The organism is Bartonella sp. AC158YNML (assembly GCF_042196725.1).
In the GTDB taxonomy this organism is placed as follows: Bacteria; Pseudomonadota; Alphaproteobacteria; order Rhizobiales; family Rhizobiaceae; genus Bartonella.
This window is the reverse complement of the sequence record NZ_JBHIQU010000001.1, coordinates 266,086-279,926: the sequence shown is the minus strand read 5'-3', so window position 1 is coordinate 279,926 and position 13,841 is coordinate 266,086. Positions and strand designations below refer to the sequence as shown.

The following is a 13,841-nucleotide window of genomic DNA, read 5'->3' as shown; positions in this document are numbered from 1 at the left end:
ACTTGCACTCAACCGATATGATCCACCCTTCTAAAATGGTAAACATACCAATCATGAAAACTAAAAAACCATCAGAAAACCTATCCAACACAAAAGCTTCGAAAAGCCTAAACCAAAGCATCTTGTATCCAACAAAATACAGGATAATGCGCTGATATGACCCCTTCATGCTTTTTAGTCCTCATAGGAACCATACAAAACAGCAGAGGTAAAATGCAAGAGGTCAAAATACAATCAAAAGCCCCCAAAAAATGCTTTTAAAATGCTTATATCAATGAGGAATGAGAAAAATAATTGATTCAACTCATTTTTTTTCCGAATTTCTTAACAATTAAAGAATCTCTTCAGATTAAAAAAAAAAAAAATAAAATGCTTGACAAAAAAGACTCTGTAAAAATCCACAAAGCTTGTGGATAACCTTACTCCCTCTATAAACTTTCTCTCCTTTTTAAAGAAGAGAATCGTTGTCGATTCTTATTTTCAATGGAAGCTTTTTGAAACAAAAAACAAAAAGCCAGTGTCCTTACGGATACTGGCTTGTTTCCCAATAAAAAAGAAAAAGCTTAAACGCTGAAAGCCTTCAAACGTTTAGCTAAACGCGATACTTTCCGTGCAGCAGCATTTTTATGAAAAACCCCTTTAGAAACCGCACGCATAATCTCAGGCTCAAAATTCTTAAATGCAATTTCTGCACACGCCTTATCGCCACCAGCTAAAGCATCATCAAACTTACGCATAAAAGTACGAACGCGTGAACGGCGGGCCCTATTAACCTGTGTGCGTGCTGCAACCTTGCGCACCGCTTTTTGAGCAGAAGGTGTATTCGCCATAAATATAATCTCTCTTTCAATACCTCGGTAAAATGAGTCTCAATAACAACTCTACTAACAAAAGCAAAACTATAAAGTTGCTTATAACTGTATGGCTTATAGCGCAATCTCAAAGCCAACGTCAATTAAATTTTCAAAGATAGAGATAAAAAACGAAGCCAAAATCTTTTATCTGCAACTTTATAGTTCTATAGTTTAAAGACACTCCTCAACAAACAAAGGTATTTAAACGGCTAGCTTACGCAAGACATATTGCAAAATTCCACCATGATGTAAATAATCCAGCTCATCTTCAGTATCAACGCGGCATAACAATGGAACAGTTTTTACCGTACCATCAGAAAAAGTAATTGTCGCTAATGTCTTTTGACGAGGTTTCAAGTTATGAATCCCTTCAATTGTCACCTTTTCATCTCCCTTTAAGCCTAAAGATTTCCAACTTAGCCCCTCCTCAAAGACAAAAGGGACAATGCCCATACCAACAAGATTAGAGCGATGAATCCTTTCAAAAGACTGCACAATCACTGCTTTTATACCAAGAAGATTGGTACCTTTGGCTGCCCAATCACGTGATGATCCATTCCCATATTCAATACCGGCCAAAACGACAAGCGGAACACCTTCTTGTTTATACACCATTGCTGCATCGTAAATGGTTTGTTCTACTGCTGACGGATAATGAACCGTATACCCTCCTTCTTGACCATTTTCTCCTAGCATGAAATTACGAATGCGAATATTGGCAAAAGTCCCACGAACCATAACTTCATGATTCCCACGACGTGTTCCATACTGATTAAAATCCCCTACTTTAACACCATGATCCATTAAATACTTTCCTGCAGGAGAAGCTGCCTTAATGGAACCTGCAGGAGAAATATGATCTGTCGTGATTTTATCACCAAATAAACCTAAAATCCGTGCATCCTTAATATCTGGTAAGGCATTAGGAGTTTTCTGCATATCATCAAAATAAGGTGGATTGCGTACATAGGTAGATTGTTCATCCCAAGAATAGGTAGAACCCGTAGGGATCTGAACTTTTTGCCAATTTTCATCTCCCTTAAAGACATCTGCATATTTTTCAGCAAAAACCTTACGCGTCACATTTTCTTCGATAAATTCCTGTATTTCTTGAGAAGTTGGCCAAATATCTCTCAAGTAAATCGGTTGACCATCTGAATCTTCACCAAGAGGCTCCTTGGTTAAATCTTTACACACCGTCCCAATGAGCGCATGCGCAACAACTAACGGTGGTGAAGCTAAATAATTGGCTTGCACATCAGGGGAAACACGCCCTTCAAAATTACGATTTCCTGAAAGAACTGCAGCTGCAATGACACCATTGTCATTAATCGTTTTGGAAATAGCTGGATGCAAAGGACCAGAATTCCCAATACATGTCGTGCACCCAAACCCTACTAAGTTAAATCCTAACGCATCTAAATCTTTTTGTAGACCTGAATTTTGAAGGTAAGCTTCAACGACTTGTGACCCAGGTGCAAGAGAAGTTTTTACCCATGGTTTACTCTTGAGACCTTTTGCTACAGCATTTCGTGCCAAAAGACCTGCTGCAATGAGAACACTTGGATTTGATGTATTCGTACAAGAAGTAATTGCAGCAATCACCACATCACCATGACTCAGCGTATATTCTTCACCTTGGACCTGATAGCACTCATCTTGCCCAAACGTTTTTTTATAGTCTTCGACTAATGCTTTCTCAAAACCCTGCCCAACACTTTCCAATGCAATGCGTCCTTCAGGGCGTTTAGGACCAGCCATAGAAGGAACAACGGTTTCCATATCTAATTCAATTGTGTCACTAAAAATAGGATTAGCCCCCATTTCGTCATGCCACATCCCTTGTGCTTTGGAATAAGCCTCCACTAAGGCAATCCGATTTTCATCACGCCCTGTCATATTGAGATAACGCACTGTCTCCTTATCAATTGGAAAAAAACCACACGTTGCTCCATATTCAGGTGCCATATTTCCAATCGTAGCCCGATCAGCAAGCGTCATATGCTCTAAACCAGGACCAAAAAACTCAACAAATTTACCAACAACACCCTTTTGGCGTAACACTTGGGTCACCGTCAACACGAGATCGGTGGCGGTTACACCTTCTTTAAGTTTCCCTGTTAGACGAAAACCAATCACTTCAGGTAACAACATAGAAACAGGTTGGCCTAACATTGCCGCTTCTGCTTCAATACCACCAACACCCCAACCTAAAACACCCAAACCATTCACCATAGTCGTATGCGAATCGGTTCCCACACAGGTGTCAGGATAAACTGTCTCACACCCCTCTTCCTTCTTCATCCACACGCATTGCGCTAAATATTCTAGATTAACCTGATGACAAATCCCTGTTCCTGGAGGAACAACGCGAAAATTTTGAAAGGCTTGTTGCCCCCATTTAAGGAAACGATAGCGCTCACCATTGCGATCATATTCATGCTCAACATTTTCCTTAAAGGCCATGGGATTGCCAAAATCATCAACAATAACTGAGTGATCTATGACGAGATCAACAGGGATGAGAGGATTGATTTTTTCAGCGTTACCGCCAAGTTTGACCATAGCATCACGCATTGCAGAAAGATCAACAACCGCGGGAACACCTGTAAAATCCTGCATAAGGACACGTGCAGGACGGTAAGCAATTTCTGCCCCAGCACTCCCTTTGTCGCTTAACCACTTAGCAACATTGAGGATATCCTCTTTTTTAACCGTTCGACCATCTTCAAATCGCAATAAATTTTCGAGAATAACTTTCATCGAAAACGGCAACCGAGAAATACCTTCAAGTCCATTCTTCTCTGCTTCGATTAAGCTATAATAAGTATATTCTTTGCCACCAACATTTAACGTTCTGCGACAATTAAAGCTATCAATTTGAGTCATGACTGTCCACCCTCATACTAAAAACCACCCAATTTCTAGGAATGAACAACACAAACTACGAGTCAAGGTCGCAGCTTGAGCGCAGACGCAATACCTCCGCTATCCATTTCCCCCTCCACATTCTCATAGGCAAATGCGGAAATCAGCGCTGAAAACCATTCTACACCAGATATTGATGTAAGGCATTCCTTATAGAACTATTTCTAGAACTATTCTAGGTACAATTGCATAAAAAACGTGTTTTTTATTCTATAATGCAATAAAAATATGAAAATAAAAGCAAAATAGGCAATCACATGGTATTATCAGGAAAAAACTTAGCTGCTTACAGAAACGAGGAAATTCTGTTTAAAGGTCTTTCTTTTTGTTTATTTCCACAGCAACTTATGACAATCAGTGGACCAAATGGTATCGGAAAATCAACATTACTCAGAATCATTGTTGGTCTTCTTGAAGCTGCTGAAGGCCATATAATACTTAAAGATCATGAACAAATATACCCTGTCGCACCTGCGTGTCATTATCTTGGTCCTCAAAATGCTATGAAACCTCTCTTATCTGTCATTGATAATTTGCAATTTTGGGCAGAATTTTACGGTCAACACTTACGCTTTGTGCATGAAGCCCTTGCCGATATTGGTCTTTCTGATCTTGAACATTTACCCTTTAACACTCTGTCAACTGGACAACAAAGACGTGTCGCTATTGCCCGCCTTTTACTTTCCTATCGTCCTATTTGGATTTTGGATGAACCAATATCTGGTCTCGATAATCATGCTCAAAAACTCCTTGCCCGTATTTTCCAACGTCATCTCAATCAAGGTGGTATGATTATTGCAGCGACTCATAATTCCCTAGGTATTCCAGAAAACCATAAAATCGCTCTGGAAAAATTTTTACCTCTCTAGGAAAAAATAAAATGAAAGCATTATTCTGGCGTGATCTTAAACTATTATTAGCGCCACAAGCCTCTTCACTAACAGGACTATTATTTTTCATCGCTGTTGTTGTCATAACCCCCTTTGCCATTGGACCAGATCCCAAAACTCTTGCACAAATAGGACCAGGTATATTGTGGTTTGGAGCCCTTCTCGCAGGACTCCTTAATCTGAACAAACTGTTCCAAATTGATCGTGATGATGGCAATCTCGACCAATTTATCCTTTCAGGACAAAGACAAAGTTTTACACTAATTGTTTTTACTAAATGCCTTGCCCATTGGGTAGGAACAATGCTTCCGCTCATTTTTGCTACGCCTATTTTAGCCATCATGCTCCATTTAGATGTCACGCTAATTTTTACAACAATACTTACCCTTTTATGCGGAACACCAGCCATTATTTTTATTGGCGCTATAGGAGCAGCACTGGCAACCTCATTGTTGCAAAGTACCCTTCTTATTTTCATCATTATCTTGCCATGGATTATTCCAATTATGATTTTTGGTGTTTCAGCTGCTACAGCTCCAACAAACCCAAATGCCTCTTTTCTTACATCCCTAGCTCTTCTTGGCGCTTTTTCACTTTTTTTGAGTCTTTTTAGCTCTTTTGTGGCCGCTATAACACTTAAGCTGTTATCAGAATAATAAAAGATGATTGCCGCATAGCAAAACTATGCCTATTATGAATTTTATGAATGAAATAATGCGCACATATAAAATGAGGTCACTCCCTATAAGTTTTACCCGTTTCATGAAAATAAGCAAAATGATTTTGCCTTTGTTAGCCAGCATAACATTGTGTTTTCTTATCTTTGGGTTGATTCTTGTGATGCATTCCCCTGATGACTATCAACAGGGAATTACTGTTAAAATTATGTACCTTCATGTACCCTTTGCGTGGTTGTCTACATTCTGTTACATAACGATGAGTGCCGCGGCATTAGGAAATTTGATTTGGAAATATCATCTTGCTGATGTGGCACTCAAATGCGGGGCGCCCATTGGAGCAATTTTTACCGCCTTGGCTCTCATGACAGGAGCACTTTGGGGGAGACCTACATGGGGAACATGGTGGGTCTGGGATGCTCGGTTAACATCAGTTTTAATTCTACTTTTTATCTATCTTGCTATTATCCTGCTTGGACAAGCTTTCGGCAATCAAATAAAAGCCGCGCGTGCTACTGCAATTCTTACACTTGTTGGATTTGTTAATATCCCTATTATTAAATTTTCTGTTAATTGGTGGAATACATTGCATCAACCAGCATCATTGTTACGTGCTGGAGGACCAACAATCGACAATGCTATGTTATGGCCCCTTATAACAATGCTCTTTTGTTTCATCTTTATGTTTATTACGCTCTATTTGATGGCTATGCGAAATGAAATCAATCATCGTTATATCCAAATACTTCAGATGAAAAAATCCCGTCGTGCACAACAACAGGACTCTTCATCATGCTCCATCTAAATGGCATCCAAAGCGGACTTTTAGGAAATCTATCTCAGAAAATTGATTTTTTCCTTGGAACCCTTAAACACGAGCAAATTGTTGTTTTAAGCTATGTGCTTTCTGCAATATCCCTCTTCTGTCTTATTGGATATATTCTTTGCAAAGCCCTCTACCAAAAAAAAATTCTCCAACAGCTAAACAACAAAGAGCTGTCACAAAAAGAAAAGTATAATGAAAAACATCCTTCCAAAACTTAAAAAAAATATATCTTTGCCTGTTTTGTTTGTTCTTTTTGGACCATTTGTGCTTTTTCTTCTGCTCATGGTGTTTTTTTTCAATTTTATGGATAAAAAATACCCTCAAGATCCAGCTCTTCTCCCAAACGCATTGGCTAAAAAGCCTGCCCCCAATATCTATCTTCCTCTCCTTGATCAAGCAAGTTATCTCAATTCAAAACAGTTTAAAGGACGTGTCACATTGGTCAATTTTTGGGGTTCTTGGTGTTTACCCTGTCGCGAAGAGCATCCTCTTCTTATGAAAATTGCACAAGATAAACGTTTTGATCTAATTGGCATTAATTATAAAGATAACAAAGCAAATGCCCTGCGCTTTTTAAACAGTTTTGGTAATCCTTTTAAATTTATTGGCTTTGATGATTCAGGATATACAGCTATTGACTGGGGGGTGTATGGACCACCAGAAACCTTTCTCTTGAATAAAGAGAGTATTATTATTGCCAAACATGTTGGTCCCTTAACATGGCAAATTTATCAAAAAAAAATTCTACCAAAAATTGAACAAGCGATAATGACAGAAGATGAATAAAATATCGACATATTGATTTTAAATAAAAAACAAGAAAAACGAAAATTATGTTAAAGACTTATAGATCTTTTAACTGAAAAACCGTTCCTTTTTGAAAAGAAAAATTCTACTAGAATAAAAGCATCAATAGAAGAAAGTAATTTAACAACATCTAATTTCAAAGTATGTTTAAAATGTATAATATTTTTCCAAATTTTTCAAAAAAATGACTTAATTGTCAATTAAAGAAGCTTTTTGGAAAGGTTTTATTTTTAAAAAAATCGACGGCAGCGATAAGATGTGTAATGTAGCGTTACGCAACTAGCATCATTAAATTTATTCGCATAAATATTCAGCATATCTGAGAGAATAAAACGTAAGTCAAATTTTGATATAGAACTCACTTCGTTCGTACATACATCAATAAAGTGAGAGACTAACATCTCTCAAACTCTCTGTACATTCACAAAAACCATGAGCTCAAATCCGCATTTATCGAAGGAGCTAACAATCCTAGATTTTTAGGATAAAGGAATCATCTACGAAGGCACCTAATGGCATCCTTGATCCAAAATAAAACAGATTGTTTTGTCCTTCTCATGCGGTTCCCAAATCATAATCAAATAAAAAAATCTCTGTTGACGCTAAATTTAACCCTACAATGCATTCAATGAAATAAAAATTCACGTTTTAAAACTGAAAGGCTCTCACAAAGCTTTTTTTAGCCTAAAAGACAATTTTAATTTATAAAGATCATTTTAAAAAAACATCACAAACTAAAAAAGCACATTTTATTTATACACTCCTGAAAATGTCTTTCTTTGAAAGATTTTTGAAGGTGCAATTATATGTTTTATTTTAAAACGTAATTTTAAGATACAAAATACATATCGAAAAAACGATATTTGCTCGATTTTAGTAGCTATAAGAAACTTCTCAAAATATTATGATTTTGGATATATTTGTTTCTGTTTATTATAATAATTTCCCTTGCGGATCTTTTTTAAATTTAAACTCAACTGCTGTAACTTTCCTCCCAGTTTTGATGAACTTCCAGTCAATTTTCCATCCATCTTTTTGTTTAGTTCTGTAATGGCTGATTCAATAATACGACGTTTAATGTTATTAAAGTTTTGGCATTATTTTTCTGTGCAATCCATTAAAATACAAAAATCATCAATTGTATACTTGCAGTACCTGAATCTTTGAAGCGCGTTAATAATTCTAATAAACGCCATGAATAGATAGAATGGAGCGCTGAGACCTGTTTAAGTTGATAGGCTAATAAATTGCTTTTTGATATTCGTTAAATACGGTACTAATTTTAGCCACCAATAAAGTTCAACCCATCCTTCATCTTTTTGATAGTGTTCTTGCCTACCCCACCTCATTTTAACTTCTGTTGAAGAGATAGATTTACCTTTGCGAATGTAAGCGGGTTCATAAAACGCAATAGATCGTTGATATAATTTTTTAGAGGCACTTTGAAATGCTTCATAGGCAGTGCGCATTTAGTATTATTAGGTTTAGAAATAGCTATCATCATAATTCTTTTTTCGGATAGAGTTAGCCTGTATCCAGCACAGATTAATGCGTTTTGCATTGTGATTCATCTATTGCTACTGGTGCATTCTAGATTAACAATTTCATACTTATCTTTTTTAATTTAGGTATTTTTTCTTTCTATGTTTTGCATGAATGCGTCTTTTTTTAAGTGTGTATGTCGTGAAATTTTTATAACGTATTTTAATTATTTTTCTACTGTTCAACCTGTGGAAAACACTCGAAAAAAGATGCTTTTAATCATTACAAGATATTGATTTTAATAAAATTTACCATTTTTTTCTAGTAAATGAAAACACCGAATACTATGAGATTTTCTCAAATTTCTCTATGTTGAACTAAAAAAATGTTTAAGAAAAGGCTAAAAGTACCTTTTATGAATCGTTTAAACATGAAAATAATTGGCAATATTTTAAGTTGAAAAATATAATAATGCAGACTTGTAAGTAAGAACATCCGGTTTCACCATGCTATGCATGCCATTTTATAGAGCACCACCATCTTTACGCTTAATATCTTAATATAAAAGTTGTAAGTCATTATCATAACACACTTTGCCACATCTTGGATATTACGACACAGCCTTGGCACTTGAAACGATTCATAAGAGGCATTTTACGCCTTTTTTCGTGCTTTTACCCCCACGCCAACCCTACGTGTAATGTGCAAGCAAGCGATTCTAATTGATGCAACATAAAAAAGTTTGCAATGAGAGAACTCTACAATATTCAGAGCTCTAATTCAACATGCAAAACGATAAATTATCATTATAAACCAATTTATTAGTATATTGAAGGTCCTGTATGATGTAAATACTGATTGTCAAAGAAAGATCATTAGCATACATCGAAAAAAGCTAAGAAAAGAAATATTCTAGAGTTTCATAATAGCTGTGCTTAAACTTTTATGACGTGAATAAAATAAGCTTTTGTTGCAATCATCATTTTTTATGAAAAATATTTGATTATGTTTTTTCTTCTAGAAATTCTTGCGGTGTAAAACGATACGTTTTTGAGCAAAATTCACATGTGACTGAAATATAGTTATCTTTAACCATTTTATTGCGTTCATCAATAGGAAATCCTTCTAGGATTCCTTTAATTTTTTCGCATGAACAAGAACATTGATCGACAAGAGAAAAAGAATTAAAAACTCTAACACCTTGTTCATGAAAAAGACGAAACAATAACTGTTTACTACCCACTTGGGGATCTGTTAATTCTGAACTTTCAATCGTTTTCATGAGTATTTTAGCTTCCTGCCATTGGTTATCCAATTGGGTATGAGTTTTCGTTTCTTCTCGCTTTTGATGAGGAGCATCTATTTTATGATGAGACGATTCTTGGGGTAAAAGTTGGGTCAAAATACCTCCAGCTCGCCAACTTTTCTGCGGTTTTCCTTGTTGATCACGATTAATTAATATGGCAACAGCCAAACGAATATCGGTAGGAATTTGCTCTGATTGATCAAAATAAATACGAGAAGCTTCTTGTAAATTTGATCCCTCTAATGCAACTATCCCTTGATAGGGTTGCATGTGGGGACCTTGATCAATTGTGAAAGCTAAAGTTCCTTTTCCTAAAAGTATTTCTGAAGAGGTTTGACCATTGTCTATGGCTTGTTTAAGCTGTTCCTTATCAAAACGAGCATATCCACGTAAACTGGAAGGAGGCGAAAAATCGCACACCAACATATTAACCGGTCCATCGGAATGGGTTTGTAGAATAAATTTTCCCGTAAGTTTTAGAGAAGTTCCAATCAGAACCGTTAAAAGTAAAGCTTCTGCTAGAAGATAAGAAACCGGTTCAGGGTATTGATGTCTTGTGAGAATAGAATTTAAAGTTTCCCCAAGTTGTACGGCACGTCCACGGATATCAAGTTCTTCAACTTGAAAGGGAATAACACTATCATCTTCATGCAAGAAGTTGTTGTTGAGAGAGGCTTCATCCTTAGCTTGTTCACTCATAGCTTTACCTTTTTTATATAATTTGTTGTAGGGAGGCTATTGTGGAGAGAAAAATGCATCTTGTAAACACCAAGAAAGAATTGCTTTTTGAGCATGAAGACGATTTTCAGCCTCATCGAAGACAACGGAGTGCGGTCCATCAATCACAGAATCAACCACTTCTTCACCACGATGAGCAGGAAGACAATGCATAAAAAGAGCATCCGGTTTTGCTAATTTCATGAGAGCTTCATTTACTTGATAAGGCTGAAAAATAGAATGACTGCGAGCACGAAACTCTTGTCCCATGGAGACCCATGTATCGGTCATAATACAATTAGCATCTTGAGCCGCTTCTTGGGGATTATGGGTTAGCATAAGATGCGCTCCCCGCTCACGTGCCCAATGTACAAATTGTTCTTGTGGTTCACTGCCCTTTGGTGTGGCAACACGCAAATGAAAACCAAAAAGAGCTGCAGCTTCAATTAAGGAATGGAGCACATTATTACCATCTCCCATCCATGCAAATATTTTGCCAGCAATTGGCCCTCTATGTTCCTCATAGGTTAAGATATCTGCTAAAATTTGGCAAGGATGTGTATCATCTGTAAGGGCATTAATGACAGGAATTTGTGCATATTGTGCCAATTCGAGCATACGTTGATGTTTTGTTGTTCGTAATATCACGACATCCACAAAACGGGATAAAACTCGAGCCGTGTCAGCTATAGTTTCACTGTGACCAAGCTGCATCTCTGAGCCCGTGAGCATGATTGTATCTCCCCCAAGCTGGCGCATACTGATATCGAATGAAATACGGGTTCGTGTGGATGGTTTTTCAAAAATCATCGCGAGCGTTTTACCTATAAAAGGTTTTGAACCTTTTCCTGCTTTAAAAGATGCTTTAAGGATTTTTGCATAATCGATTAATGCACGTGCCATTGCTGGCGTTAAAATGGATAAATCCGTGAAATGACGAAGAGCATTTGTCATGTGTGTGATATTTGTCTGTCCTTATTTATTTTCGAAAGATAAGAAATTGCTTTTTCAATACGACGCAAACTTTCATCTATTTCTTCTTCCTTGATAATAAGAGGAGGCAATAAGCGCACAACGTTATTGTTGGCAGCAACACTTAAGAGATATTCACTTTCCAAGGCATTAACAACGAGATTTGAAGGCACAACACACTGAATGCCCATCATAAGCCCCATCCCCTGAACAGCGCAGATAATATCAGGATAGATATTGAGAATGTGCAAAAGTCCATTTTTTAATTTATCCCCCATACGCTGAACATGGTTGAGAAAACTTGGCTCTAACAAAATATCAAGAATACTATTTCCTACAGCCATTCCAAGCAAATTGCCTCCAAAGGTTGATCCATGCGTCCCAGGTGTCATACTTTTTGCAACTTTATCCGTTGCAAGGCAAGCACCTAATGGAAATCCACCTCCTAGTCCTTTTGCAAGGGTAAGAATATCAGGCGTGACATCACTCCATTCATAGGCAAAAAGCTTTCCTGTTCGTCCTACACCCGTTTGGACTTCATCTAAAATCAATAACAGACCATTATCATCGCATATTTTGCGCAAAAATCTTAAATATTCATGAGGGACCGTTCGTATTCCTCCTTCTCCTTGAATAGGTTCAATAAGAATAGCGGCGGTATTTTTATTAATAACGTTACGCAAAGCGGTTTCATCACAAAAAGGGACTTGAATAAATCCACCAGCTTTAGGTCCAAAGCCTTCAAGATATTTTTCATGCCCAGTCGCAGCAAGTGCTGCAAGTGTACGTCCATGAAATGCCCCTTCAAAAGTAATTATTTCAATGCGTGTTGAATGACCAGCGGCATAGTAATAATGACGCGCTGTTTTAAATGCGCATTCTAATGCTTCAGTGCCTGAATTGCAGAAAAAAACCTTATCTGCAAAACTATTTGCACAAAGCCGCGTAGCAAGAGCTGCTTGTTCAGGAGATTGAAAAAGATTGGAAACATGCCAAAGCTTTTCAGCTTGTATTTTGAGTGTATCAACCAATTTTGGATGTGAATACCCTAATGCATTAACAGCAATGCCAGATGTGAAATCAAGATAATGTTCTCCTTTATCGGAAATAAGCCATACACCATGCCCTTGTTCAAAATGCAAATTTCGTCGTGCGAAGCATTCATAAAGTGGTTGTACAGAGATGGTGTCCATCATAATTTCCTTTATATTTTAACCTTTTCAATATATATACAAAGCGACACTATAAATAAAACAACATGGTACATTTCGTTACGGTGCTTTCAACTTTCATTGCGATTAATGATTACACCTATGGAATAGATCATTACACCAATTGAAAAAAAGTCAATGAAGGTTCTACAAATAAGCATTTTGGAAAAAACCTTAAACAAAAGTGAAAGTTTAACCTATGATTGATTTGCAAGTTGGGGAAAACATTCTAAATAAACTCTTCAAGAGGTAAAGACTCTTGTCATAGAGTGAGTGCATATTGTAATTTACAATATAATAAGCAAGATGATGTGTTTTGATTTGTAAATCCACAGGTTGGATGATTTTTTTATGCTCACGTAGAGTGTAAAGTTCTTTCATTCAGCGTAATGAAAACATTATTTAAACATTTGAAGATGCAACGGGGGAGAGCATCTTAGTGACGTAATCGGAATGGAGTGCTGGTATGGGTTGGACATGTGAACGCGTTGAGCTTCTTAAAAAGCTTTGGAGTGAAGGATTAAGTGCAAGTCAAATTGCTGCTCAATTAGGTGGGGTCAGCAGAAATGCAGTCATCGGCAAAGTACATCGATTAAAGTTACCAGGACGTGGTAAGACAGCACAAGGAAGCACGCGTGCGCAAAAAACTCCCGTGGGAAGCAGCAGCCCATCATCTCCACGTGTGCGTCGCAACACATCCACGGTATCGCCAATAAACACATCAGCTGTAAGTATTGAAGAAACCGCTTTAAAGACAGAATTTGTAGTGGAAGATGTAAAAGAAGTTGATATGTCCACAAAATCCAATGTAGTTGTGCCTATATCACGTCAACTTAATCTTCTACAATTGAGTGAAAATACATGTAGATGGCCGGTTGGCGATCCATTATCAGCAGATTTTCATTTTTGTGGTGCAGATTCTGATGAAAATAGCCCTTATTGTGCCTTTCACGCTAAGCTAGCATTTCAACCAATATCTGAAAGACGTCGGATAAGAGTGTAATATCCTCCGATTGAATCTCGTATTCTACGCCTTCTGCGCTTCGTTATTAAATTTTAATTATTGAATTATTATGAGAAAGAAATTTGTTCTTTAATGAATGAAAAAATTTCTTCATGAAAGCATTCATCGTAAATTGTATCTTTTGATGCGAGTGTGTGGCTATGTGTT

The 13,841-nt window shown here is 37.0% G+C and carries 11 protein-coding genes and 2 pseudogenes; 6 read left to right on the top strand and 7 right to left on the bottom strand.

Features of this window, described 5'->3' with window-relative positions; genetic code table 11:
• Positions 1-563: 563 nt before the first annotated feature.
• Both rpsT and acnA read right to left on the bottom strand, forming a co-directional pair.
• Positions 564-830: a 30S ribosomal protein S20 gene (rpsT, locus tag ACFIM1_RS01065; RefSeq protein ID WP_375607855.1), complete on the bottom strand. Its 267-nt coding sequence runs from the start codon at positions 828-830 to the stop codon at positions 564-566.
• 225 nt (positions 831-1,055) lie between these two features.
• On the bottom strand, positions 1,056-3,743 hold the full coding sequence (gene acnA / locus ACFIM1_RS01060) for an aconitate hydratase AcnA (protein ID WP_375608948.1): 2,688 nt from the start codon (positions 3,741-3,743) through the stop codon (positions 1,056-1,058).
• Positions 3,744-4,039: 296 nt separating this feature from the next.
• Between acnA and ccmA the strand changes: the two genes are divergently transcribed.
• From ccmA to ACFIM1_RS01035, 5 genes are read left to right on the top strand one after another with little or no spacing between them, the layout of a single operon-like run.
• Positions 4,040-4,651, top strand: coding sequence for a heme ABC exporter ATP-binding protein CcmA (ccmA, locus tag ACFIM1_RS01055; protein WP_375608949.1), 612 nt, complete (start codon positions 4,040-4,042; stop codon positions 4,649-4,651).
• An 11-nt stretch (positions 4,652-4,662) separates the two neighbouring features.
• Complete coding sequence (ccmB, locus tag ACFIM1_RS01050; protein WP_375607858.1) at positions 4,663-5,328, top strand: heme exporter protein CcmB; 666 nt, start codon at positions 4,663-4,665, stop codon at positions 5,326-5,328.
• A 46-nt stretch (positions 5,329-5,374) separates the two neighbouring features.
• The gene (locus ACFIM1_RS01045) at positions 5,375-6,154 is read left to right on the top strand and encodes a heme ABC transporter permease (protein WP_375609052.1); all 780 of its coding nucleotides are present in this window, start codon (positions 5,375-5,377) and stop codon (positions 6,152-6,154) included.
• The gene (locus tag ACFIM1_RS01040; protein WP_375607859.1) at positions 6,142-6,393 is read left to right on the top strand and encodes a hypothetical protein; all 252 of its coding nucleotides are present in this window, start codon (positions 6,142-6,144) and stop codon (positions 6,391-6,393) included. The genes ACFIM1_RS01045 and ACFIM1_RS01040 overlap by 13 nt, the downstream gene beginning before the upstream one ends.
• The gene (locus tag ACFIM1_RS01035) at positions 6,368-6,961 is read left to right on the top strand and encodes a DsbE family thiol:disulfide interchange protein (RefSeq protein ID WP_375608950.1); all 594 of its coding nucleotides are present in this window, start codon (positions 6,368-6,370) and stop codon (positions 6,959-6,961) included. Before ACFIM1_RS01040 ends, ACFIM1_RS01035 begins: the two co-directional genes overlap by 26 nt.
• Positions 6,962-7,915: 954 nt before the next feature.
• On the opposite strand, the pseudogene ACFIM1_RS01030 reads toward ACFIM1_RS01035, so the two are convergent.
• From ACFIM1_RS01030 to ACFIM1_RS01010, 5 genes and pseudogenes are all read right to left on the bottom strand, one after another.
• Positions 7,916-8,064: pseudogene (locus ACFIM1_RS01030) on the bottom strand (hypothetical protein); the annotation flags it as partial.
• 144 nt (positions 8,065-8,208) lie between these two features.
• Positions 8,209-8,543 (bottom strand): annotated as a pseudogene (locus ACFIM1_RS01025) (replication initiation protein).
• Positions 8,544-9,467: 924 nt separating this feature from the next.
• Positions 9,468-10,469 (bottom strand): Hsp33 family molecular chaperone, encoded by a 1,002-nt coding sequence (locus tag ACFIM1_RS01020; RefSeq protein ID WP_375608951.1) that lies wholly within the window; start codon positions 10,467-10,469, stop codon positions 9,468-9,470.
• A 36-nt stretch (positions 10,470-10,505) separates the two neighbouring features.
• The gene (gene argF, locus ACFIM1_RS01015; protein ID WP_375608952.1) at positions 10,506-11,441 is read right to left on the bottom strand and encodes an ornithine carbamoyltransferase; all 936 of its coding nucleotides are present in this window, start codon (positions 11,439-11,441) and stop codon (positions 10,506-10,508) included.
• Positions 11,438-12,652, bottom strand: coding sequence for an aspartate aminotransferase family protein (locus ACFIM1_RS01010; RefSeq protein WP_375606227.1), 1,215 nt, complete (start codon positions 12,650-12,652; stop codon positions 11,438-11,440). The genes argF and ACFIM1_RS01010 overlap by 4 nt, the downstream gene beginning before the upstream one ends.
• Before the next feature lie 484 nt (positions 12,653-13,136).
• Between ACFIM1_RS01010 and ACFIM1_RS01005 the strand changes: the two genes are divergently transcribed.
• Positions 13,137-13,673 carry a GcrA family cell cycle regulator gene (locus tag ACFIM1_RS01005; RefSeq protein WP_375606180.1) on the top strand — a complete coding sequence of 179 codons (537 nt, stop codon included), beginning with the start codon at positions 13,137-13,139 and terminating at the stop codon, positions 13,671-13,673.
• Positions 13,674-13,841: the final 168 nt, after the last annotated feature.

Bases quoted from the DNA above. Each gene is read 5' to 3' on its own strand.
- rpsT (WP_375607855.1), bottom strand. From the start codon at position 830: ATGGCGAATACACCTTCTGCTCAAAAAGCGGTGCGCAAGGTTGCAGCA.
- acnA (WP_375608948.1), bottom strand. From the start codon at position 3,743: ATGACTCAAATTGATAGCTTTAATTGTCGCAGAACGTTAAATGTTGGT.
- ccmA (WP_375608949.1), top strand. From the start codon at position 4,040: ATGGTATTATCAGGAAAAAACTTAGCTGCTTACAGAAACGAGGAAATT.
- ccmB (WP_375607858.1), top strand. From the start codon at position 4,663: ATGAAAGCATTATTCTGGCGTGATCTTAAACTATTATTAGCGCCACAA.
- ACFIM1_RS01045 (WP_375609052.1), top strand. From the start codon at position 5,375: ATGAATGAAATAATGCGCACATATAAAATGAGGTCACTCCCTATAAGT.
- ACFIM1_RS01040 (WP_375607859.1), top strand. From the start codon at position 6,142: ATGCTCCATCTAAATGGCATCCAAAGCGGACTTTTAGGAAATCTATCT.
- ACFIM1_RS01035 (WP_375608950.1), top strand. From the start codon at position 6,368: ATGAAAAACATCCTTCCAAAACTTAAAAAAAATATATCTTTGCCTGTT.
- ACFIM1_RS01020 (WP_375608951.1), bottom strand. From the start codon at position 10,469: ATGAGTGAACAAGCTAAGGATGAAGCCTCTCTCAACAACAACTTCTTG.
- argF (WP_375608952.1), bottom strand. From the start codon at position 11,441: ATGACAAATGCTCTTCGTCATTTCACGGATTTATCCATTTTAACGCCA.
- ACFIM1_RS01010 (WP_375606227.1), bottom strand. From the start codon at position 12,652: ATGGACACCATCTCTGTACAACCACTTTATGAATGCTTCGCACGACGA.
- ACFIM1_RS01005 (WP_375606180.1), top strand. From the start codon at position 13,137: ATGGGTTGGACATGTGAACGCGTTGAGCTTCTTAAAAAGCTTTGGAGT.